The sequence below is a fragment of the Nonlabens xiamenensis genome (genome assembly GCF_003865345.1).
GTDB classification, from domain to species: Bacteria; Bacteroidota; Bacteroidia; order Flavobacteriales; family Flavobacteriaceae; genus Nonlabens; species Nonlabens xiamenensis.
The window spans coordinates 214,766-240,502 of sequence record NZ_RMVE01000004.1; the positions used below are offsets into that span (position 1 = coordinate 214,766).

A 25,737-nucleotide genomic window follows, 5' to 3' on the forward strand; every position below is an offset into this window, starting at 1 on the left:
CATGCTAAAAAGTTTTGCTGCTAGTCCATCGCATAAAAATCCAGTCTACCATATGTAAAATGAGCCTTTGGTGATCTAATGGTTTAGTACACCACCAATTTATGGGTCAACCGCTGATGTTCATTGATCTCAAACACGACCAGATAAATTCCAGCTTTCGGTTGGATCAGTTGTAGCATGGTATGATCAGCCTCCACCTTTACGCGTTTACCGCTCATGTCAAATACTTGGATGCTTACCTTATCTTGCTGCAGTAAACCTCTGATACCAATTCTATCTCCTTGAGCTATTGGATTAGGGAAGAGTTGAACTTGGCGCTGAATTTCATCATTTCTCAAAGATAAAGTGCCACAAGGGTTATTGGGATCTACAGCATCTTGAGCTCTGATCCAGTCGATTTCAAAGCTCACATTGGTGTCGTTTGTAGGATCAATACGCAGACTTGTAATGGTTTTGCCTATCCAATCCTGGTCGTTTGATAAATCCAACTGAATGGTTTGCCAACTTGAATTTCCAGTGTAGTTAGCCGCAACAGATCTCGCTGCTGCATAACCACCATCCTCATTTTTCCAGAAGATCCTAAATTGGGTAGAGCTGATATTAGCTTTAAATCTCACCTGCAAGGATGTGATCTGCGAACCTTGAATACCCAAAAACTCATTTTTGATCAATTTGGAATCGCTACCTGTACTGATACCTGACAAGGTTCCATTTAATTCTTGAACTGAGGTCAATTGCTGTGTTGTATAACCGTCAAAAATATCATCCCCATTGAATTCAATGGCAAAATCTGCAGCAGAATTAGCGTCTCTGCAGTTATCTGTTTCCTCACCATTGCTCAATCCGTCACCATCATCATCTATAGTATAAGAACAGCTTACCGCGGGATCTAAAGCAGCATCTGCCCTGATCCAATCGATTTCAAAATTAACATTGCTATGATTGGTAGGATCAATACGCAAACCTGTAATCACTTGATTGGCCAGGTCGACATTGGCTGAAAGATCCAACACTAATTCTTCCCAGGATCCATTCCCAGTATAGACAGCAGTCAAAGATCTGCTGGCACTAAAGGATGAATTGGCTAAAGTCTCAAAAAAGATCTGGAAACTCGTTGTTGACCGATCGGCTTTAAACCTGACCCTTAGTGAACTGACCTCCGAACTCTCAAAAGAAACTACATTGCGATGAATGATTTTAGAATCACCAGCGGTAGAGGTAGCACCGAAAACACCATTAGATTCCTGTACATTGGACAACTGATCTGTTGTATATCCATCAAAAAAAGTACTCAGACCATCAAATTCCAATGCAAAATCTGCAGCAGTATTGGGATCTCTACATAGCGTCACCTCTTCACTATCCAACAAACCATCCCCATCTGTATCTTGTCCGACGGGAGTAGAAGATTGGCTATAGGCAGTGGGCACATCAGATCCCAGTCTGATGCTATTGATCTCGACGGGTTGGCTAGCTGCCGTATTCAAGTCATTACCAATGGCTGATTCATGGAATCTCAACACCAATTTTTTTACATTGGAGAAAATATCAAACTGTACATCTTGTCCGATCTGTACCTTATCAATATCTGAAGCACTATAAGTTCCTGCACTAAAAGTGTCTCCTGTTTGATTCACGACCAACAATTCCACATCTGGGCCTGTATAATCAACATTCAAGGTTTCAAAATACTCCCAAACTTGCCTAGCTTCAAGGTCAATCTCATAATCGGTGTAGCCATCTGTTCCATTGCCGTTATTTTGGACATTGAAACTGACCCTAGTATTTGCATAAGACAAAGTGGGAACACTTAATCCATCCGTGGTACTTACTGCGTCCCGGGAGTCATTATTGGTCACCACGGAACCTAGATTCATAGAGCGAACTCCGTAATCAATCAAGGTCACCTGATTGAGAACATCACCCCAAGTGGTATTATCAAAGCAATTCCCCGAATTACAAATAAACACTTGGTTGCTTTCATACTTGTAATCCGATCCAAACTGTCTTTGTTGAAAGTCGCTACGTACAACATTGGTAATGTGCTTAACAAAAACGGTATTATCCTTTATAAAATAGGCTTGACTGGCACTTGCTTTTAATTGTGCCATGCTGGTTACTCTTGTAGCATTTCCTGCGTAGGCAATGGAAGGAATATTGGGATAAGCTACAATTACATTCTCTGAATTCCCAACGGCACCGTTAACTTCTCCCAACATGTATTTTGGCAGCTTGTGATATTGCATGTAATAAGTGTAATCCAAATCATTGGTAATGACCGGTGCGTCAAAGTACAACTGTTGGGTTTGTGTGTTAAAAACCGCATGCGTTGAAAGATCAGGATATTGTGTAATGAAATAGCGAGGTGTAAAAGCAGCTGCTGACTTATCGGTAAAATCAGTATCCTTAAAATAATTATAGGTTTTATTTTGGGTTAACCAGGCACCCCATTCTGGTTTTCCAATGATATTGGACATCTGGATGTTAGCTCCTTTTTCATATAGATTTTGTCCGTTGGGATGCGGAATGATATCAGGCCTAATATTGGTTCCAGGAACACCTGTAATGCTTCCATCTTCATCAATTAAACCACTCAGATACATGTAACTGAAAAAAGAATTATTCTGAAAGTCAAACTTGGCATTCTCAGGAATAGCAGGGTCAAAAGTGATGCCTCTGGCAAAATGGTTGGTTGACTTTCTTGAAGCTCCGTTGGTTTGAAAACAATAAGAACGAGCACCTACCTGGTCAAAGCCTGCAAAATGTGTATCTACAATTCCCGATGGGCCATCATAAATACTGTGTCCTCTAAAGGCATTTGTAAATGCATCGATACTTCTGTTGGGGAAAGGAAGCGACCTACCAGCCTGTAGCTCACTAGCCGATTGAGGGTTCCCAATATTTGCGGATTTCCCTACGATAAGCGAATTATAAAGAGTTTGATTGTAGGAAAAGAAATCTGCACGACCATTGTCACCAAAATCACAATCGTAAAAATCCATTGTATTGGCTCTGATCCATACATTCCTATCTACAGATTTATAACCGTCAAAACGATTGATCACTGGAACAAATTGACTACCATCTGGATTGCGTGGACGATAATGGCCCGCTTCAATTTCTTCTGTAACTTCATCTATCCCACCATCTATTCCCCAGCTGAACAAATTGGAATGGGCTTTATTATCATCAAAAACACCCATGGGTTGGTGACCAGGCACATAGCCGCTGTTGCTACCGTCCAGGACCTCATCCAATACCAAATGCCAGAAACCCGAGCCATCTGAACCCGCAGATACATTTCCTATAAAATCATTGTTGGGATTGGTAATCCAAAATGTAACTGGAAAAGCTTCTGGGCTGGCTCCTCTATCTGCACCAATCCCCAAATCATGAGGAGTAGTTTCTTCACCAACCACCGGACGCTTACAAACGACACCTAAGTTATCTTTAAACAAATTGCGGATTTCATTACCATCTTCAAGAAAATAGCCGTGACCGATAAAGTCATACCCAACATTGCCTTCCACTAAGGTATAATTGGTCCCATGCACAGTGACCAATCTATTATAAGATCGGTGAATACCTGCGTTTTTTATATATTGACCAGGTGCGTCTCCTAACAAGTGCCAGTGCCATGGATACCTCCCTACTTGAGATTTTTGCCCCATACGGAACAACTCGATATTGGAAGCCTTCGAAAGAGAATTAGGCATGGACATGATATGTCCTCCGTAACCATTGTTTTCACTAGAGGTATCGCCTTGAATCTTGAGGTTACGGGTAAGGAGTCCAACCTCAGCTCGTTCGTCGAGTATTCTGTCATTGCTGCCATCGTTATAAATTTGCTCAGTACCCCAGTGCATATATTGAAGGGGTGTATCAAGCGTCAGGTTTAAACCATTGATAGCCGTGATAACTCTTTTCTCTGCTTGGTGTGGGTCGAAATCTGTTGAGGCAATGACAATCTCATCTCCTACTTGCCAATCGACCATTTCTTTCAACGTGATTGTCTGAGTTCCTACCGCAGCTGTGGCGTTGAGTTGTGTCCATGATATTTTTGGAGCACCGTGCAAATCAAGCCTCCCGTTGCCCATCACACCAATGAGTTTAGCCCCCATCGCCGGACTCATCAAAACTTCGTTTGGATTACTCCCATTGAGCGTAATGATACCATTACCTAAGTAAGGGTTTGTCTCTGTACCTATTTCCAGGGCACCACCCGAATGTACCATTATTCCTTTGGTACTCATGTCAAAATCGGCGGTCAAAGTTTCTGTCGTAAGAATACCTTCAACCATGATTGTTCTCGCCTGTATAGCTCCGGATAGACTTACCGTGACACCCGCTGGAATTGTTACATCGTCGGCTGAAGTAGGGATCTGATTATTGCTCCAAGTGGCTGGGTTGTTCCAAACACCATCATTCACTGCAGAAACAGAAAGCAAGGTAGTCGGCGCACATTCAATCGAAGAACTAATTAGGGCCTTGGAGTTGTTGAAACCCATAAACGAATACCAGATCACCACCGTTGTTAAAATTGACAGTCTGTATAGAAGTAGTTTAGTCCACACCATAGGCTTCTTATAAGTTTGTAAAACAGTTTACTAACCTGCAAATTTAGTTAAAGAAAATAAAAATGCGTCCTGTCCTCACCTGTAATAACTATTTCCCAATTAAGGGGATGATTATTTAGTTTCCAATTGTTTAAGAAAATCAAACAAAGCTTTTTCATAAGTATCTTGAACTGTCTTCACTGATGGATCTCCATAAAGATTTACCCATTCTCGAGGATCTTTTCTCAGGTCGTAAAATTCGCCATCAATAATATCTTCTTTTGTATAAGTTGTGGCATCTGCCTTACGATTTAATACCAAAATGAGTTTATGCTCCTTGGTACGCCACATAAAGGCAGCTTCCCCTGGCCGTTCATGGATCACCGCAAATCCAGCCCCTCCTTGTTCTTTTTCAAAAAGATCATCACCCAACAATGCATCTTGCTGTTGGATACTTGCTGCGGCTAATAAAGTAGGAAGTAAATCCACATTTTCTGCAGGGCGGTCGTCTTTACTGCCTTTTTCAATGTTTTTTGGTAATGCTGGACCAGAGAAAATCATAGGCACACGAACGCTGGCATCATACAGATTATACTTGTTGAACTTGTAGTATCGCTCGCCTAACATTTCACCGTGATCAGAAGTATAAACAATTAAGGCGTTTTCTAACAGACCTTTATCTTCCAATTTCTTGAGAACTCTACCCATCATGTCGTCGATCCAGCTGACGTTTGCATAGTACCGCATGGTCATTAGCTTCCATTCCTCCTCACTGGCATTTTTCCAATACTGTTCATACATATCCCTACGATTCACCCCTTGAGAGTGTGGTGATCGATCTTGCTCCCAATCCGGCTGCTCTGCATAGTTTATTTCATCCACATCGTAAAGATCCTCATAACCCTTAGGCACATTGTGGCCCGCATGAGGTTTCATAAAAGAGAGGTACAAAAATAAAGGACGTTCATCCTCCCTACGGTCGATATATTGCATCGCTTGTTGGGTGATCCATCCATCTCTGTGTTGTTCTTCATTCAGCTTACTGGTGAAACCAAGGTATCCTAAATTATTCTCTTCCCCTGGTCCCATATCTTTAATTTCAAGATCATAAGCGGCCTTGTCTTCCGGATTCATCTCGGCCATACTTACGGCACCTTTTTCTGGAATTTCAGAAACATATCTGGTTTCAAATCCACGAGTGCCCGTGGGATATTTGCCCCAATGGGTTTTTCCAAATCCAGCGGTTTCATATCCGGCTTCCTGAAAGTACTGGGCCATAGTTTTGACCGGTAAATCTTCGTCTTTTATACCTCCGCTGTTGCGAAATACGCCGTTTTGATTCGGATAGAGACCCAACATCATCGAATTTCTGCTGGGAACACACATGGGTGCCTGACACACGGCCTGGCTATATAGTACTCCGTGCATCGCTAAACTATCAAGAGTAGGCGTTTTAACCTGTTCATTAAGTAGTCCCAGTGCATCGTAGCGGTGCTGGTCATCCATCAAAAAAATAATATTTGGAGGTTGTTGAGCGGTTGATTCTGGTGTGGGTTGTTTTGTTGGCTCAACATTTTTACAACTCATCAAAATGCAGTTCAACAGAATAATTTGAAGTATAATATTTCGTTTCATTTTAATTTTTTAATCAATGTGAAAAACTTCTTTTAGATAGGTCACGCTTGGGCTGTTATCAGGATTGGTGTCCATGATACTGATCAGAGATACCCACCAAATTTTACAAACTTCCGTTTTAGCAATTGCCTCCCATTTCTCCATGCTTTCTAGTTCAACATAGGCAAATAGAATGTCTGTGTCTTCATCAAAAAAGATGCTGTAATTTGAAACACCTTGTTCTTTCAGGAGAATTTCCAGTTCTTCCCATATTGGATTGTGTCGAACAATGTATTCCTGGAGTTTACCTGGGAAAAGTTTCATTTTAAATGCCTTTCTGATCATGAGGTTCATGTTTTAGTTTATAATGGCTTTGTCTTTCTCAGAAAGAAAAGTAATCCCCCTTCCATTCATTCCTATTTATCACATTTCGCGAAAGCGATTACTCCAAAAGATCAAACACCTGAAAATTATCTCCTGTTGGTCATTCCTCAAAATGATATTTGAATCGGCGGTCCGGAGCCGTATCTCCATTCATAAAAAACACACTGACATCAGTTAACTCTCCCGGATTATCTGCCCATTTGAAATAAAAGTTTGCATTTGATCCAATATTGAGGTCTGTTCTTGAAACACTCAATTCTAATTCGTTCCCTTTTAACTGATAATTGACCACACCCTGATCTTCCCAAGATGAACCATTCCATTTTTTAATCTTAGACCTGGTGTCTGAAATCACTTCTTGATTGATGACATAGTCATAACCTTCCCAACCAGTTGACAGATCTTTATCGCTGTCAATAAACAAAAGCATCCATTGCTTGTCATGCGATGAGGTCATGGGAGCGGTAGTGGTGGCATAAAAGTAAATGTCCTGGTCATTTATGGCGACTTTGGATTGTACGATATCGTTTCTGCCGCTAAAATTGGTATAGGTTGTGTCAGGATGGTAACCAGCAAAATTTCTGTGCATGGTATCTCCTGGCGGATCATAAAACTCTGGTAGAACATCGGCCCACTCATCATACGATCCGTCGATGATAATATTTGCGGGTTGATGGTTTTTAACTGGGGGGCGCATGCCTTTAAATTTTCTGACATTCGAGACCAATTGATAATAATAATTATCAGTATGTCCTCCTTTCATGGGGGCGATATCCCGATTGAACTCTTCGGTAAATGCATCTACAAAATAGCTGTCGCCAATGTCTATCGGCCGTCCTGCATATCCTTTATGATTGAGCTTTCCATCCCAGATAAAACGTTGTGCGAGCCATTCATTCCACTGTGTAACCATAACTACTTTGGGGTCCACCTCTAGCGCTCGGCGCCACTGTTCTTCAAAATGAGCTCCCTGCCCTGTAATTTCAGTAACATAGTATTTATTGACAGGCGGCTGAACATTGTTGGACCGACTCGTACCGTACAATCCATGTCCGAGTTCGACCGGGTGTCCAGCTACTGAGACTGGTATCTGCTCTGGTTGATCAGGATCCTCGCTCCAACCGTAATCTTGCGGTGTAGTATCCAGCCATTGCCAGTGATCTGGGTTGTCCTTGGTTTTGGTCCATGCCCAACTGTATTTGATGGTAAAGAAATTTTTTGCTTCTTCTGAAAGATTCGGATCATCGGGATTGGCCATGATCAGTGGTTTTCCTTGCCAGTAGAACCACTGGTCCTTATACAAGCCTGGTTTGTAAAATTGGTTGTAGATCTTTTGAACCGTTTTACCGCTTTTGGAGTTGGTTGTAAACGTGATATCAGGTGTAGGAATACCTTCAGACCTCATTTGAGCGCCCATTTCAAATAGGGCATGCACAGTTTTGGGGTAAATAAAATGATTGGTTACGTCAAGGTATATAAAATCAACTTTGGCATTGGCCAGCATTTGTAGATCCCTGCGCAGTACCCAAGGATCCTCAGAGCGATAATAGCCTTGCTCAGGTTCTCCCCAAAAATGAAATTTACCCTTGGGTCCCCACTTTCTTTGACCTATAGAATCTTTTAAAATTTTTGTAATATCATAGACTTGTTTTCCATGATGGCCATGCCAGATATAATAGAATACGCCTACTTGCTTATCCTGACGCTCTTCTCCTGTTTGATCAAAACTTACCAGGTCGCGGCCTAATCCATCTGTGGCCACCCAATGATCTGTTAGGTTATTTTCCTGTTGTTTTGATCCTGGTCCTTTTTGCCCATAAGCCATACAACCAACCAGACCTATCCAGTACATCAAATAAAATCGCAACGCTTTCATAGGAAATAAAAAAATCATCTTACCTTTTTACGGTCAAGCCATCTGGAATGTCCAAGGTAGTTTCTATACGACCCTTTTTATTTTTTTGATGTGTAATCTTTAAGATTCCGTATTTCGTAGGAAAGCTGCCCTTGACATAGTCTAGATCACCCAAGTGCGGGTCAATGGTTACGGTATCACCGGCATTGGAGACATTTACTCCGAGCACGTATTGGCTCAACCAGGCAGTCGGCCCGCTGGCCCAACCATGTGCCAAGCTATGACGCAACCCGACATAACAAAATGCTCCAAAGTCAGCGTGGATGTCACATTTTCCTTTTACGGGTAATTCATCAATTCTGCCGCTAATTTTAGCTTCCTTGATGTTGAAGTCTTCCCAAAAAGTGGTGGCACCTAAATCAAGCATTCCGCCCCAATATTCCCTTATGACATCAATGGCTCCAGTGTAATCATCAGCTTTTGCCATGGCCTCTAAGATGTAATAACCGTAAAAAGTGGACATGTTTTCCACACCATCCTTTTTCAACACCTTTTTATTGATTGTTTTGGCTTTTGCGATGTCAGCGAGCACCATTAGCGCAGCCGCTTGCTTTGACGTATTTCCTTCGGGAAGATGTTGTTTCAATCGGCTGGCAATTTTGGCGTATTTATCCTGCAACTGATCACGTCCCAAGATTTCCATCATCTCAGATCCTGCTTCAAATGTCATGATCATCATGGCCTGCAGACCTGCGTGAACCGCCTTGGGATCAGTGCTGGTAGGCCAGTCCAAAAATCGTCCTCCATCCAAGGTTTCTTTGTTATTTTCGTCTATGTGGGTGGCGAGCTGATCGAGCAAGGGAATCATATAATCTTCCTGCTCTTTGAGGTAAGCAAGGTCTCCGTGATAATCATACCAATTCTTATGTATGAGCAACCACCACATGGAATAAGAACTAATCGTATTCATCCATTGTGGTAAAGGATGCTGATCTCTGGCCAGATCCAAACTTTTAGGAACGATGTCATGGTCACCAAAAACCGTATTGATGGTCATCACTTCAGGATGCATGTCACCCACCCAGACCAAACGATCTCTTTTTATTCCGTCCCATAAATAGTTTTGCATATTCAGGTGAACAGTGTAGGCACCTGTCATCCAAATTTCGTTCAGTCTTGGATCGCTGCTTTCAAAAGAACCCAGATAATCTAAATCCCTATAAACAAAAGCTGCTTCAACGGACTTGATCGGCGCTGTTTGATTTGCTTCCACCAGATCAATTCTTAAGAATCTGAACCCGGTCTCACCTACCTCAATGGAGCCCAGCCACGGCACTTCCACCACAAAATCCCTTAAAGAATGTTCGTTGGTAGCCGTACTCTCACCACCCATTTCAGACATGGCTTCAGAAACCGATTCACCAAAACGCACTCTTAATTTGAGCGGAGTCTTGCTAGGTCTGATTCCCATCGAAATTTTCACCCCTCCATGAATTTCTCTTCCGTAATCCAATAAGATTCCGGGTCGTTGCGTATCGTCACTGATTAATGTAAACAATCCCTTGTCATTTACCGCCACTTGCCCATTGCCTTTCTTCAGCAAGGTTTTCTCATTTTTGATATAAGTACCAGAAGAATCTGACTGCCATTTAATCTGTTTAGGCACCAAGTAGGTTTTGACCATTTCAGAATGGGTAGCATTGGCGAGATCAGCAGCATCAAAAACTGGAGGTAACTGCGATTGGCCCAAAGCCGTCATGGCAAGAAGTAAGGCGATGATCTGTAAAGTCTTTTTCATTCTTTTTATTATGTGTTTAAACGCTTTCGCGAAAGCGGAATTATTAATCATTTTTCTGGGGTATTGCCATCGTTTTAAATCGGTAGGCGAAAGCACTTTCTCTGACCGGACTTATATTCCGCCATTTTCCTTGATGCATCACCTTGACCCATCCGGCATCCCAGGTGATGTAGTAATGTGAATCGGCCTCTAAAGTAGGGAAGTCCGTAAATGTAATACTGGTTTTTCCTTCATGTAAACTGCTCGCATCAAAATCTTTTGACCAAATCACATCAGGACTACCATATTTCTGCAAACGTATAGATTTCCCTGTGGTACCCGCAAAAGTAATCTTGCCTTTAAAATTTAAGGTAAGCTTTTGGTCGGTAGGGACCTGATCACTCATATAATCGGGAGTTGCTTTGTTGAGCAGCGCATTGAGCCTATCATAACCAAATCCGCGCTTCGTTGATCCAGTCGGCATATTCCACCTCAAGTCATTTTCAAAACCTTCTTTAATGGTGTACTGGTTCCAACGTTTCAACAACTGCTGGAATTTTTTAGGGTATTTGTCACGGACATCGCATATTTCTGTCGGATCTTCTTCTAGGTTATAAAGTTCAAACGGGCTATCATAATAGCTCACCAATTTCCATTTTCCCTGAACAATTCCCTTTGATCGATAAAACGTGGAGACAAAAAACTCTTCTCTTTCCTGCGATTTACCTTGAAGTAGCGGCAAGAAGCTTTGCCCCATCAGGCTTTTTTGATCAGCAGGGTAAGTGCCTCCAGCAATCTCTAAAAATGTGGGATATAAATCCCATATGCGTAACATCTGATTACTTATAGTAGCGTTTTTAAGCGACATGGCTTTGGGCCAGTGAACAACCATCGGCGACCTGATGGCACCTTCTCCGCTGCCGTGTTTATAGGATCCAAAAGGCGTGTTGCTTAGGGCCGCCCAACCGTAGTTGGTAGTAAAACCTGCGCCTCTTTTTTCTTGGCTCCATGGTAGTGCCTCCCGATGGGTATAACTTCCTGCGTAACAGCCTCCATTGTCAGAGATAAAAATGATCAAGGTGTTTTCCAGCTGACTATCTTCCACATCACCATCATTATTGGGATCCTTTAAAAACTGGATGATTCTGCCCACGTTTTCATCCATCCGATCCACCATTCCAGCATAGGCGCTCCGAGACAAGGATTCAAAATCCTGCTGTAGGTCCCATGAGTTCTTTGAAGTTTGGGGCAACGCATCCCAATCAGGTATTTCCACTCCAAATTCAGGCAATGCTATATCTTCATCTACGATACCCAACTGTTTCATTCTTTCCAATCGCTCAATTCTCAATTGTTCCCAGCCTTTCTCATAAACATTAATCCCATTTGTGGGGTCATAATATTTGCGCACATTTTCAAGTGGTGCGTCCAGCGGACTGTGCGGCGCATTATACGCCAAGATTCCAAAAAATGGCTGTTCTTCTGCGATGGCCTCTTTCATATAGGCCATGGAGTAATCTGTAAATGCATCTGTGGCGTAAAAATCAGCGGGCAGTTGTGCTGGTTCAAACATCCTGCCATCTTCTTGCCATTGTACATTACCTTCTCCTGTAAAACTATTGATTTGCCCTCCTGTAAAACCGTAAAAGTGATCAAAGCCAAAATCATTCGACGGGTCAGCGATATCAAGATTTCCCAGACCATGATTCTTCCCGACAAGATGTGTGGCATATCCCTGATCACGCATCAATGATGCTATGCTGACTGCATTGGGAATGTTGTTTTTCCCAGCGGCCATGTATTCCATTCCAGCAATCAGCGCCGCTCTACTGGTCACACACATGGGAGACACATAAAACTTATTGAATCGGACACCATCTTTGGCGAGCTGATCAATATGTGGGGTTTGAATCTCGCTGCCGTAGCAACTTAAATCACTATAACCCAAATCATCTGCGACGACCAGCAGGATATTGGGCTTGTTAGACTGACCATGGCATATTGAAGGATAGAAAACCATCACGCCCATTGCCATCAATCGTATGTAGTTCCAAATTTTCACTATACAAAAAAGCATCATTATCAATAGAAACTTATCCTGTGCCAACCTGTACCGCTGACCTACCTGCCATTACAGGATGGTTGCGCCCTATCTTATAACGATATTTAGACAATTAATTAGATATGGGAACAATGATTCAATACCGGGTTTTACCTCAACGCCGTCATCTGGCTTTTCTTTTATGGTTGATGGCACTTTTGCTCAACGCTTGTGCCTCTCAACAAAAGGAAACTTCAAAAAAACAGGTGGGTGAAGTGAACCAACCCATGAATGTTGTGCTTATACTGATGGACGATCAGGGATATGATACCTCGGTAGATGGCATGACTGGAGCAAATACGCCCAACTTTGATAGGTTATCCAAAAAAGGAATGAGATTTACGAATGCTTACGCATCGGTACCTTCCTGTTCTCCCAGCCGTAGTTCCATTAATACAGGTATGTTTCCGCATGCCAATGGTCACTGGAGAAATACCATTACACCCAAACTCACTGATGATGATGTAGCTTTCAGCCGTAAGGCGACAAGAGTGGATCAAGTGGGTATACATGAGTACATCTCCACGCTTCCAGAAATCTTGAAGGAACACGGCTATTTCACAGCTATTACCCAAAAATTTCACATGAGTCCGCCGTGGAAATTCCCATATAGTGAACGTGATCCGGTACATAATGACCCCACGGAATACAAGGAGGTCATTGGAAGATTTATCAAGCAATCTGGATCAAGACCATTTTTTTTCCAGGCCAATATTTCTCCGCCTCATCGCAATTTTGATGCTCACATGAACGCATTTCCGCAATTCATGCCTGATCCCGCGAGCATCATTGTCCCAGATTATCTACCAGACACCCCTATAATGAGAGAAGACCTGAGCAAATATTACGGTTGCGTTCAACTCGCGGATGCCTGCACCGGCGCCATTGTCGAAGCTCTCAAAAAACAAGGCCAGTTAGAAAACACGTTAATCATCATCACCTCTGACCACGGCCAACCTTATCACCGGGCAAAAGCCTCGCCTTACGGAGAGGGACTACATGTGCCCTATGCCATACTGGGGCCAGGTGTAGATGCTGCCAGTGTTTCAGATGCTTTGATCTCACATGTGGATATCATGCCCACAGTGTTGGATTTCCTGTCCTTGCCAATTCCTGAAACGGTACAAGGAAAATCGATTTTACCCGTAGCCTCAGGTGCACATGATAAAGTAAATGGTAGGAAGTATATTTTTGCGGAACACAATTCCCACGGGCCAGACCCTAGAGAGCACTATCCCAGCAGGGTTATTTTTGATGGTAGATTTTATTTGATCAAAAATTTGATGCCCAACAAATCCTATCTGTTACCAGCCGACCTAAGAGCGTATAAAGGCTGGAGTAATTTGAGCTATCAAGCTACTGTAGAAGCCCAATCCACTCATCCCATTCCATACCAAATACTTAGAAACCTAGAGAATGGAAGGCCACCAATAGAATTATATGATATGAATACCGATCCTTATCAGATGGTCAACCTGGCCTATCTTCCTGAATTTGCAGAAAAGAAAATAGAGTTAGAACAGGCTTTAATCGATTGGAGACGACAAACAGGAGATACAGCAGATAATCCCAAAAACATCCCAACTCGCTTACGCAGAAGATGAAATGGGTAAACCATTAGCTTATTTACGCTTTCGCGAAAGCGTTTTTAACCACCACTTTTTTTAAATTAAATGTAGGATGTTTTACTTTTCACCGTGGAAACCGGACGATAAGCCGACAGTGCAGGACACAAATTAATGAACATAGAATTATAATTGTTTAATAAAACCCGTATTATGATGAAAAAATTACTTTATAGTTTATCCTTTTTTGCTTTAATCGCAACACCCACTGTGGCGCAAACAGCAGATGTGAATCAATACATCATGTATTTCCCATTTGACAACGATTTGAACGATGCATCCAGTCAGAATGTGGTTTTAAACCCCAAAATCCCTACTAGTGTAGTAGATACCTATGCACCGGGCCAGTTTGGAGATGCCGCTCTATTTAATGACAAGCCGTACATTACTTCCAATAGTATTTTTAATGCCGGAGATTCATTCAGTATACTCATGTGGGTCAATTTTAACAGTTTAACATCCAGTGGCCCTGGAACTCCTAAATTGATGCATCAAGAGGATGAAGGCCCTACATCTACATTTTTAGCAGGTCGACCATTACAAATTGCGACCGCAGCAGTTACCGTAAACACCTCATTTGGTGAAGCAGTTTCCAACTCTTCCAGTACACCGCCACTTAATACATGGGTGCACATTGCACTGGTCATGGATAAAACTGCCCAAACCGTCAAATTATACATTGATGGTGTGGAAGATACCAGCAACACGATCGGTAATCCCATTAAAGTTGACAATAAAACCAACAGCGCGCAAATTTCTGTTGGCGTGCAAAAAAATTCCACGACAGCCGGCTTACTTGACGCGTATATCGATGACTTTGTGATCACTACAGAAGTCTTAGATGCCGCGACCATCAATAACATCATTACAAACGGAGCAGCAGCGGGTGGTTTGCTGAGTACAGATGATGCTATTTCCGATGATGTTCGCTTGCAATTGTACCGTAACGATCAAAACCAATTAAAAGTAGATTCAAATATCTCCTTTGATCGCTATTTAATTTATAACACGTTAGGACAGCAACTGAATTCTGGTGCGCTGGAACAAGATAGCATCGAAATTGATGCATTGTCCAAAGGAATTTACATTGTGAAGTTATTCTCTGAAACAACAGGCCATGTCCTGACCAGAAAAGTAGCTTTATAATCAGCAACCAGTAATTGAAAAAACTAAAGCCCGATCTTGGAATCGGGCTTTTGCTTAGAAAACCCTGAACATAGCCAATCTGAAGTGTTTGCCTATGGATACAAAGTAAATTGACATGAGAAGTATTTTATTGATGATTCTTTTGACCTCAGCCCAGGCGTTTGGGATGGTAAACTGCAACACAGCTCCGTTAAAAGTTGAAGACCTAAGGGTTGAATATTTAGTCAACCCAGAGGGAATTGATGTTTTACGTCCGAGGTTCAGCTGGATACTTAAAGGTGACGGATTTGATCGATCCCAAAGCAGCTATCAAATTGTCGTTGCCAGCCATCAAGATATGCTTCAACAGCCAGATGTTTGGGACAGTGGAAAAATCAATTCTGATTCCACCCACCATATTGTCTATTCTGGTCCGGCACTGGCATCCAATCACAAATATTTTTGGCGAGTCACGGTATGGGACGAGAATCAAATCTCCAGCCAGAGTGCTGTTGCATTTTGGTCCATGGGGCAGCTCTATTTTCAGGATTGGGAAGGTCAATTCATAGGGCTGGATGTAGGATATAACAAAAAAGACAAATACAAAGAATTGTATTTACCTCCTGCACGTTATCTGCGACACAGCTTTACGGTAAATAAAAAAATTAAGCGCGCTACCGCTTACACCACCGCCCTGGGATTATATGAATTGCGATTGAACGGAAAAAAGGTAGGTGACAACTATCTGCTTCCTGGCTGGACAGATTATGATAAAAGATTGTATTATCAAACCTTTGACATCACCGATCAGCTGTCTCAAGGAGACAACGCCATTGGTGCGATCATTGCCGATGGTTGGTATTCGGGCTATATAGGTTATGCATTGCTGGTGCGCTTGGATCAGGTTCGCAATTTTTATGGCGTGAATCCCGCTTTTATGGGGCAAATTAATATTGAATATGAAGATGGGAGTTCTGAAATTATCAGTTCCAGCACACAAACATGGAAAGCTAGCGAGGGACCCATTCGAGAGGCAGACATCATCATGGGGGAAACCTATGACGCACGCTTGGAACAAGAGAACTGGGATTCCCCCGGTTTTGATGACACCGATTGGAAGACCCCCAAACCCTATACACTGCCTAATGGACAATTAATGGCCTCACCTACCACGGGTATAAAAAACCAACATAGACTGCGTCCGGTGCGTATTACTGAGCCTAAAAAAGGTACCTATATATTTGATTTAGGTAAAAATATAGCTGGTATTGCACGGCTTAAAACAAAAGGACCAGCAGGGACAAAAATCAGCATGCGTTTTGGTGAAATTCTCAAGAGTGATGGAAGTTTATTGACGGAAAATCTCAGAAGAGCAAGAGCAACCGATACCTATATTTTGAAAGGTGATGGAGAAGAGGTTTGGGAGCCTCGCTTTACCTACCACGGCTTCCAGTTTGTTGAGGTATCTGGGTTGACTGAAGAACCAGACCTGGAAACGATTACTGGTCTACAACTCAGTTCCATCAGTACTGATGGAGGAGAATTTAAGTCCTCCAATCCCATGACTAATACACTCTTTCAAAACATTAAAACCACGCAGTCGGCTAATTTCATGGATATACCAACTGATTGTCCGCAGCGAGACGAGCGTTTGGGATGGACTGGAGATGCACAGGTTTTTGCACGCTCTGCCACCTATACCTCAGATGTATCATCCTTCTTTACGAAATTCTGCGTGGACTTGGATGATGCCCAACGGTGGTACGGCGCCTACCCTAATTTTGCTCCCTTCCCCTTTTCAAGACCCGGACAATTTTCACCAGCTTGGATGGATGCTGGAGTGATTATTCCGTATACCATGATGAAGGTTTATGGCGACACCAGAATTGTAGATTATATGTATCCGGGCATGAAAAAGTTCATGGAGTTTCAAGAACGATCCAGTACTGGATACCTGAGACCCGGAGCGGGTAAAAATTGGGGAGACTGGCTGGCAGTGAACGAGACCACCAGCGACGATTTCATTGCTAGTGCCTATTATGCCTATGATGCAAAATTGATGTCAGAGATGGCAGCGGCCATAGGCAAAGATGAAGACGCTCAAAAATATCAAAGGGATTTTGAAAACATTAAAAATGCTTTTGCGAAACGCTATATACGCCCAGATGCGACGATTATTGAAAATTCAATGACTTCTTACGCTCTTGCGTTGTGCTTTGACCTTTTTCCTGAAGATCTAGCGCCCAAAGGTGCAGCACATTTGGCCAACAAGATAAAAGACAACGACTATAAGTTTGCTACTGGATTCTTGGGTACAAAACATGTGATGTTGGCCTTATCAAAATATGGGCATCACAAAACCGCCTATCAATTGTTTCAGCAAAAGGAATACCCCAGCTGGGGCTTTTCTATAGAAAACGGAAGCACCTCGATCTGGGAGCGATGGAACAGTTTTACTAAAAATGATGCCGAAAATGCCGACTTAAATGCTGCGATGAACTCTTTTAGTCATTATGCCTTTGGATCGGTAGCCGAGTGGATGTACCAATACGCTGCTGGGATTGACACTAAAGATTATGGGTATAACGAAATTACAATTGAACCTGCGATTGATCCAGCAATGGATTTTATTGAGGCTTCTACAAATACCATTCATGGGAAGGTGGCCTCTAGGTGGGAAATTAAGGGTAAAAAGTTTGAGATGACCATCACTATTCCCGTAAACACGACTGCTCATGTTGTAATTCCGACGGATCGTCCCAACAGAGTCAAAATCAATAGCCGATCCTTGAATAAGATTCAAGATCTCACACCCAGTCAACAAGACACGAACAAGCTTACCGTCAACTTGGGATCGGGCACTTATGTGATCAGTGCTCCACTCATCAACTAAGGATATTCTGATGGTTCCGCTTTCGCGAAAGCGAAAAAACCCACTATACCTTCTGCATACAGCATGGAGTCCACAATTGATATCGGTTGATTTGCCATTGTAATAGCAAATTATCCAACCAAAGCAAGAAGGTACAGGTTACTTTATTTTATTAGAATGCATAATATTGATTTATCAATCAATAATAGTCATTCTTGACAACCATTTAATTTTATCATATGATACTAAGAATACGACAATTTCCCAGTGAAATCATACGTCAATTAGCATTGATCGCATTTCTCTTTTATTGTTCAGGTCTCGAGGCGCAAACGATTTCGGGAACCGTGACTAATGTAGAAGGAGAGCCGCTGCTAGGCGTTGTAGTTGCGCAAAAGGAAACAAAAAATGCGGTAACCACAGGGTTGAACGGTGGCTATCAAATCATATTGCAGGAAGGTCAGAGTGATGTACTTGTATTCTCCTATTTGGGATATGCCACAACAGAAAAACAAGTTGCTGGAGAAACAACAATCAATGTAAAAATGATTGAAGAAACCGAGAAGCTTGAAGAAATTGTGTTGATAGGATATGGAGTAGAGAAAAGAAAAGACGTAACAGGGGCGATCAGTTCGATTGATGCAAAAGACCTGGAAGATCAAGTATATAATAACCTGACAGAAACATTGCAAGGTCAAGCTGCCGGTGTATTTGTCAACTCGGACTCTGGAGAGCCTGGTGCTGGAATCTCGGTTAACATTAGAGGAATCAATAGTATTAGCGGAAGTGTTCAACCGCTTTATGTATTAAATGGTATACCATTAGGAGAAGACATCCAAGCAGAGAATGATCAGTTCCTGACTGGCACAAACCCTTTGGCGGGTCTTAATCCAGACGATATAGAAAGCATTGAAATTTTAAAGGATGCTTCTGCCACAGCTATTTATGGTGTACGTGCTGGTAATGGTGTGGTTTTAATTACTACCAAAGAAGCGCGTGCAGGTAAAACGAGGCTGGCTGTGAACTTGAGGTCTTCCTATACAAGTATTGGGATGCCTTATGAATTATTAAACGGACCTCAATATGCACAACTTAGAAATGATCTCGTGGTCTTGAGAAATCCGCAAACCTCGTTTCAAGATTTGCTAGATAATAATCAGATTCCTTTTGACGGAAGATCAGAAGAAAGACCATTACCTGAGAACGCTCCAATAGGAACAGATTTCATGGATGCGATTTTTAGAACAGGTCAAAATGAAAATGTGAATGTGAGCATTTCCGGCGGAAACGATAGTCATTCTCAGCTGCTATCTGTGAACTACAACAATGTAGAGGGTAACATCATCAATTCTAATTTTAGAAGGATGAACTTGAGGTACAATTCAAAGATGAAGGTCGGGAAAAAATTCAGCCTGAACTCTAACGTGCAATTGAATTTCACACGTAACCAAAGAGTTCAGACCAGCGCAAGAACAGGTTTGACTGGGGTTGTGTTTTCTGCCATGAGGATCAATCCGCTGATTCCATTGTTTGATCCTGAAACTGGAGACTTGAATGAGTTTGGTCCGGATGATCAATTGATCACCAATCCGGTTATTGAAGCTACTCAATCCAATAACTTCCAACGAGACAGAAGGCTTATCCTTTCTAGCAGTGCTGAATATGACTTCACCCCCGAATTAAAGTGGACCACCAGATTAGGTTTTAATGCAGGGTACAACAATAACGAGGTTTTCAATAACAAACAGACTGTTGTAGGTCGTAATTTTAATGGGCGACTTTTCTTAGCTGAAGCTGAGACAGACCGCTTTACCGCAGAATCATTTTTGAATTTCAACAAATCCTTCAAAAAACATCAAGTTAGTGCAACTGTTGGAGGAAGCTACACAAACATCAACGCTTTCAGGAGAAGAGAGGTATATAGTGATTTCACTTTTGATGATCTGGGTGTAGATGCCATCAGGCTTGCCAATTCAGCACAAGACTTTAATAGCATTAAGACCAACAATTTTATACAATCAGCGCTGTACCGATTCAACTACACTTTTGATGATAAGTATACCCTGACGACCACAGGACGATATGATGGTGATTCCAAGTTCAGTCAAGGAGATCCTTGGGGCTTCTTCCCATCTGCGGCAATTGCTTGGGATGCGCATAAGGAAAGATTTATACGTAATATCAGAGCGATTAGCCTCCTGAAATTTAGGGCCTCTTACGGAGTTGTAGGTAGCTCAAATGGTGTGGCACCTTATTCCACACTGGATACCTATAACATTGGAATAATTGGCTTGGGAGGTAGTTTAGACGACCTCTACACCGGGACATTTCCTGCGAGAATTGCCAACCAAGAGTTGACTTGGGAAACCAGTACGACCCTTAATATAGGTTTGACTGCCAACTTCTTAAAGAATCGTTTGAGAACATCGATTGATGTATATGAAAGAGAAACAGAGGATCTACTGAATCAACTACCTATTCCCACCCAAACAGGATTTAACTCCATCCCTATCAACGCTGGAACATTAAACAACAAAGGTGTAGAGATTGAAATCGCTTATGATATTTTCAATAATGAAAACTTCTCATGGACATCTAAACTAAATTGGACCAAAAGTAGCACTGAGTTAGTTGATTACGGACTGAATGAGTTTGTAGATGGGCCAGGTCTTGGAGCTAACTTTTTCCAGATCAATGGAACGCGAACCTTCCCAGGAGATGAATTAGGGCTGTTTTACGGTTATCGCGTGATCGGCCTAATCCAACCTGATGATTTGGTAGATTATCAAAATGGAAACTTCAACATCAGAACAGTAATGGTCGACGATGGAAATGGAGGTATGATCGAAGAACCTATTTTTGCCACCACCGCTCGAAACAATGCAGGTAACGGAAACGCAGCAGCCAATACACCCGGACAATGGATTTTTGAAGATGTCAACGATGATGGAATCATCAATATTGAGGATCGACAGGCGATAGGAAATCCCAATCCAGACTTTTTCTTTGGATGGAACAACCAGTTTAGAATTGGAGATTTTAATGTGAATATGTTTGTGCAAGGATCGGTTGGGAATGACATTCTCAATCTCAATAAGGCCTTTGTAGGCTCAGGATGGTCAGGTGGAAACAGTACGCAAGACTACTTCAACAACCGCTGGACGCTTGACAATCAGCACAACGACATCAATTATCCAAGTAATATTGGACCTACAGGAGTCAACATACCCAATTCTGTTTACATTGAAGATGGTACTTACGTGAGATTAAAGAACCTGAGTGTGCGTTACAACTTGACCAAAATCAAGTACTTTGAAAGAGCTGCAATCACTCTAACCGGAACGAACCTCATCACTTTGACCAATTACACAGGGCCAGACCCTGAGGTTAGCACCAATGGAAACGGGGCATTGAACCGTGGAATCGATTATTCAGCTTACCCAAGACCACAAGTGTACTCACTAGGATTGCAACTTAACTTTTAGACATTAAATTAGCTATTATGAAAAATTACAGGTTATTGATATTTCTCTTTCTTGTAGCAGGATTGAATTCTTGTGAAAAAGAATTGGAAGAGGAGATTTTTTCTACATACAGCGCCCAAAATTTTTATCAAAATGAAGAACAACTTCAAGCGCAAAATGTAGGTATATATGAAGCTTTCAGACATGTTATTTGGGAGCAGGATATGTATATGTTGGTAAGTATGACCAACAAATATGCGACGTCAAGAAATCCAGGGTTTGCCATTCATTCTGCTTACCTAACTGCCGACAGACAACCTTTTAGATATGATAGGTTATGGAACACTGGTTTTAGAGCGATCTCCAGGGCCAACACGATCATCAAATATGCACCTCAGGGGAGCTTTGCAGCATCCAATCCTGATATAGTCAATCAATATGTAGCGGAAGCACGATGGATGAGAGCCTATACCTACTTTCAATTAACACAGTTGTTTGGAGACCTTCCTATGTATACAGAGCCGGTGGAAAATGCTGATCCAGAAATTTTGTTTAAGGCGCGTAGCTCAACTGCTGAAATTTATGATTTGATCATCTCAGACTTGGAATACGCCAATGAGTTTCTTCCTGTTTCTTGGCCATTAACTGGTTCAGATAATGGTCGTGTCACCAAAGCAGGTGGCGCTTTTCTATTAGGTAAAGTTTACCTTACTTCAGCAGGATTCCCTTTACAACGTACTGAAAATTACCAAAAAGCGATTGACGTCTTACAACCATTGGCAGATAACCCTGGAACTTATGATGTAGAATTACTTTCAGATTGGCGTAGTGTCTTCAGCTTAAGCAATGAGGGTAATAAGGAAATTATATTTTCTCATGGTAATGTTTATCAAAATTTGCTCGGAAGTTTAATGCCATTTTGGACCAACCCGCAATTTAGCGAGTTTGGTGGTATCCAAACCGCCTCCGGAAGTAATTACCTGGTTGCATGGCACCCAGACCTATTAAATCTTTATGAGAACAATGATGTGAGACTTACCGAAGGGTTTACCTATTCTTATACACGTATTAATAATGGGGCAACGGTGAATTACCAGCCGACTCCCATCAATGTCCCTGGTGCGACTTACGGCGGTCGAAACGGTATATGTATGACCAAATATCAGGACGGAGGAGCATCAGGTAACGTAATTCATTCAAAAGATCATATTGTTTATAGATATGTAGATGCCTTTTTAATGTTAGCAGAAGCATTTAATGAAAACGGCGAACCTGCCCGAGCCCTACCTTATCTCAAAATTGCAAGAGATCGTGTTAACGCAAGTGAAATCACTACCACCGACCAGACACAGCTACGAGAAATTATCAGAGAAGAGCGTGTACGGGAATTACATGGTGAAATGGGAGAATTGTTTGACATTAGAAGATGGGACACTACGGAAGAAGAGTACAACCAGCATTTACTAAGACAATTTAGATTTCCAAATCAAGGTTGGGATGAAAAATTTAAACTATCACCAATACCTATAGTAGAATTGTCAAAGAATCCCAATTTAACCCAAAATCCTGGTTGGTAGTCACCCGTGTTGAAGCTTAAAATTAAATAGAATAGCAACGTTTATCAGTGCATAAGCCTATGAAAAAAACAGCCCTTTTATCCCTAATCATGATAGGATTCATGAGCTGTCAAGTGAAAAACAAATCCGCTGAAGGAAAAGACCCGGGGCAAGAAAAACTTCCGAATCTCGTGATTGTGTTGTCTGATCAACATTCCTCAGATATGTTGGGGGCTTATGGCAATGATCAAATTATTTCTCCCCATTTGGATCAGCTGGCTAAAGAAGGTATGTTATTGGAACGTGCTTTCTCCAGCCAACCCGTATGCACTCCATTTAGAGGCATGCTGATGAGTGGAATGCATCCTTTCAAGAATGGTGCTTTTGTCAACGACGTACCTCTTTTACCCAATAAGAGCCCTCTTTTGGCTGAAATTCTAAAGGAAAAAGGTTATCAGACTGCCTATTTTGGAAAATGGCATCTTTTGGGTGGTAACAGAGATCGACCTATTCCAGAAGACCTTTCCTACGGTTTTGATACGGTTAAGACTAATAATTGCCATGTAGACTTCAGACCTGGAAAAGCCTTTTTTTGGAATGAAGATGGAGAAAAGGAATATTTTGACGAGTGGGAACCCTATGCACAAACAAGTCAAGCCATTGATTATTTAGAGCAAGTAGACCGTTCTAAACCGTTTGCCATCATCCTATCCCTGCACCCACCACATGACTGGGGAAAATTTAGAGGAGTCGACGGTAAAATGCATTACAGGTACGACTCTTTGGAAGAGTTGATGGCGCTTTATAACAGGGAAGAAATTCAATTAAGAACAGGCCTGGAAGACACCCCAGATAGGAGAAGAATGTATCACGGTCATATGGCGCAGGTTTCTGGAATAGATATTGCATTCGGAAGATTGATGGAACAATTAACGGATATGAACGCGGTAGATAATACGCTGGTAGCGTTTACTTCAGATCATGGTGACATGTTGGAATCCCACAATGCCACCTTACCTAAGCAGTATCCACATGATTATTCCAACAAAGTTCCTTTTATCATCAAATATCCCAGCAAGATCCAACCAGGATCTCGCACTCAAACCTTACTAGGAACCATGGACATCCTTCCTACCCTACTTGGTTTTATGGATATCAAAACCCAACAAGAGTTTGATGGGGATGATTTATCAGAGGCATTAACTCAAAATATCACCATGGAAGATCACTATATACCTACATGGAATTATCGCATCGGTCGGGCTAAAAATTCCAATTGGCGTGGTGTTGAAACACAAAGGTATACCTATTCTACTGCCCTGGAATCTGATGACCCCATCATCAACACGCTGTTTGATCGTGTCCAGGATCCCTATCAGCTGAATAATCTATACGATAATCCAAAATACGCTTCCATTCAGCAAAAGTTACATGGATTCACGCAGGAATGGATGGATCAATACGGTGATGAGTTTTATGGCGCCAAGGAATTTAATGCTGTGGAGCCCACCAGTAAATGGACGTACAATTACACCTACTCACCTTATGAATTATTACATGAGTAACATTGAGCCAGTAGCTATTTTAAACTTCAAACAACGCACTCATAAAAACCTTCAACTCATCTGTGGTCTTATTTTAATGTGTCTTTCTTATGCCACGTTAGCCCAAGAAAACATAACAATAAGCGGTAAAATAATAGACGAGTCTGGTGATCCCATACCCTATGCGGCCGTGGGTATTCCCCAACAATATATAGGTACATCTTCCAACGATGAAGGTAAATTTCAATTGAGCCTTTCTCAAGAAAATATCGCGGACTCCTTAGAGGTGTCGAGCATTGGGTTTTCAACCTTAAAAATTAAAGTTTCAGACTACATCGATCAAAACATATCTGAAATCGTATTAAAGGAAGAAGTTACCGCCTTGGATGCTGTTGTCATTATGGATGTGGAAGATGTGGTGAAAAATGCCTTGAAAAAATTGCGGAAAACCGCCTACAGTTCCAAGCACCAACTCGACATGCTCTACCGCAGATCGTCTGTTGAAAATGGCAAAACCCGTTTTATGGTAGAGCATTACCTCAATGTTATCGATTATGGACCTACTGATGTTAAGTTAGATGAGATTGGCATTGCGGAAGGCAGAAAGTCAGCTGACTACAGATTTGCTTTTAAAAAGCAGCCCGCTCATGCTGTAAATATCATGGCTCAAATCAATCCGTTGCGCCAAAATATTTACGTCCGCGATTATGTATGGGAAAAACAGGGCTATACATCTTATGATGGTGAAGATATTGTTATCGTTCAAGGTACTAAAGAGAATCAAAAACACCATCCCAAACAAAACTGGATCAAATTCTATATAGGATTGGACACCTATGCGGTGTATAGGATTGAAGTATCCAGGTTTGCCTCGCCCATAGCCAACCTAAATGCGGTCTATATCTATAAAAAAGGCCCAGAAGGAAAATTGGTCCTCAGTTACCACAACAGACAGGCCAATTTTTCAACAGAGATCAGTGCCATCAAGCAAAATCAATTAGGGCTACAAAAACCCAGGGTCCAAAGTTCTTATAGACATGAGGCCATCGTTCTCAACATAAAAACGGATAGGAAAGAGATAGATCCCCAAAACATCATTTACGATAAAATGGATATAGGTGATTACGAAATAACCTACCATCCCGAGTTTTGGAAAAGCATTTCAATGCCACCAGAGACCGAGTTTTATTTAAAGAGTGTCAAGGAATTGGAATCTATTTATGGGGTTCCACTGGAAAAACAATTTGAAGCTGTAAATAAGTAA

At 41.9% G+C, this 25,737-nt stretch carries 13 protein-coding genes; 7 read left to right on the plus strand and 6 right to left on the minus strand.

Annotated elements, in window-relative coordinates; translation table 11 throughout:
• Nucleotides 1–83: 83 nt before the first annotated feature.
• The 6 genes from EGM47_RS11795 to EGM47_RS11820 form a co-directional block, all read right to left on the minus strand.
• Nucleotides 84–4,577: a G8 domain-containing protein gene (locus EGM47_RS11795; RefSeq protein WP_124981026.1), complete on the minus strand. Its 4,494-nt coding sequence runs from the start codon at nucleotides 4,575–4,577 to the stop codon at nucleotides 84–86.
• 111 nt (nucleotides 4,578–4,688) lie between these two features.
• Complete coding sequence (locus tag EGM47_RS11800; RefSeq protein WP_124981027.1) at nucleotides 4,689–6,191, minus strand: sulfatase family protein; 1,503 nt, start codon at nucleotides 6,189–6,191, stop codon at nucleotides 4,689–4,691.
• A gap of 9 nt (nucleotides 6,192–6,200) precedes the next feature.
• Nucleotides 6,201–6,515, minus strand: a complete 315-nt coding sequence (gene rhaM / locus EGM47_RS11805) for an L-rhamnose mutarotase (protein WP_124981028.1) — start codon at nucleotides 6,513–6,515, stop codon at nucleotides 6,201–6,203.
• A 139-nt stretch (nucleotides 6,516–6,654) separates the two neighbouring features.
• Entirely contained in the window at nucleotides 6,655–8,448 is a 1,794-nt protein-coding gene (locus EGM47_RS11810; RefSeq protein ID WP_124981029.1) for a hypothetical protein, read from the minus strand.
• A gap of 1 nt (nucleotide 8,449) precedes the next feature.
• On the minus strand, nucleotides 8,450–10,258 hold the full coding sequence (locus tag EGM47_RS11815) for an alpha-L-rhamnosidase-related protein (RefSeq protein WP_206052166.1): 1,809 nt from the start codon (nucleotides 10,256–10,258) through the stop codon (nucleotides 8,450–8,452).
• Entirely contained in the window at nucleotides 10,251–12,221 is a 1,971-nt protein-coding gene (locus EGM47_RS11820; protein ID WP_164510877.1) for a sulfatase-like hydrolase/transferase, read from the minus strand. The genes EGM47_RS11815 and EGM47_RS11820 overlap by 8 nt, the downstream gene beginning before the upstream one ends.
• Nucleotides 12,222–12,370: 149 nt before the next feature.
• On the opposite strand from EGM47_RS11820, the gene EGM47_RS11825 reads away from it, so the two are divergent.
• From EGM47_RS11825 to EGM47_RS11855, 7 genes are all read left to right on the plus strand, one after another.
• Nucleotides 12,371–13,891 (plus strand): sulfatase family protein, encoded by a 1,521-nt coding sequence (locus EGM47_RS11825; protein ID WP_206052167.1) that lies wholly within the window; start codon nucleotides 12,371–12,373, stop codon nucleotides 13,889–13,891.
• A 174-nt stretch (nucleotides 13,892–14,065) separates the two neighbouring features.
• Nucleotides 14,066–15,058, plus strand: coding sequence for a LamG-like jellyroll fold domain-containing protein (locus EGM47_RS11830; protein WP_124981032.1), 993 nt, complete (start codon nucleotides 14,066–14,068; stop codon nucleotides 15,056–15,058).
• 115 nt (nucleotides 15,059–15,173) lie between these two features.
• Nucleotides 15,174–17,930, plus strand: a complete 2,757-nt coding sequence (locus EGM47_RS11835; RefSeq protein ID WP_124981033.1) for an alpha-L-rhamnosidase — start codon at nucleotides 15,174–15,176, stop codon at nucleotides 17,928–17,930.
• A 218-nt stretch (nucleotides 17,931–18,148) separates the two neighbouring features.
• The gene (locus EGM47_RS11840; RefSeq protein ID WP_124981034.1) at nucleotides 18,149–21,394 is read left to right on the plus strand and encodes a SusC/RagA family TonB-linked outer membrane protein; all 3,246 of its coding nucleotides are present in this window, start codon (nucleotides 18,149–18,151) and stop codon (nucleotides 21,392–21,394) included.
• A 17-nt stretch (nucleotides 21,395–21,411) separates the two neighbouring features.
• A complete protein-coding gene (locus EGM47_RS11845) occupies nucleotides 21,412–22,950 on the plus strand; it encodes a RagB/SusD family nutrient uptake outer membrane protein (RefSeq protein ID WP_124981035.1) in 1,539 nt (512 codons plus the stop codon).
• Between the two features lie 59 nt (nucleotides 22,951–23,009).
• Entirely contained in the window at nucleotides 23,010–24,494 is a 1,485-nt protein-coding gene (locus EGM47_RS11850; protein ID WP_206052168.1) for a sulfatase family protein, read from the plus strand.
• Nucleotides 24,487–25,737: a carboxypeptidase-like regulatory domain-containing protein gene (locus EGM47_RS11855; protein WP_164510878.1), complete on the plus strand. Its 1,251-nt coding sequence runs from the start codon at nucleotides 24,487–24,489 to the stop codon at nucleotides 25,735–25,737. The genes EGM47_RS11850 and EGM47_RS11855 overlap by 8 nt, the downstream gene beginning before the upstream one ends.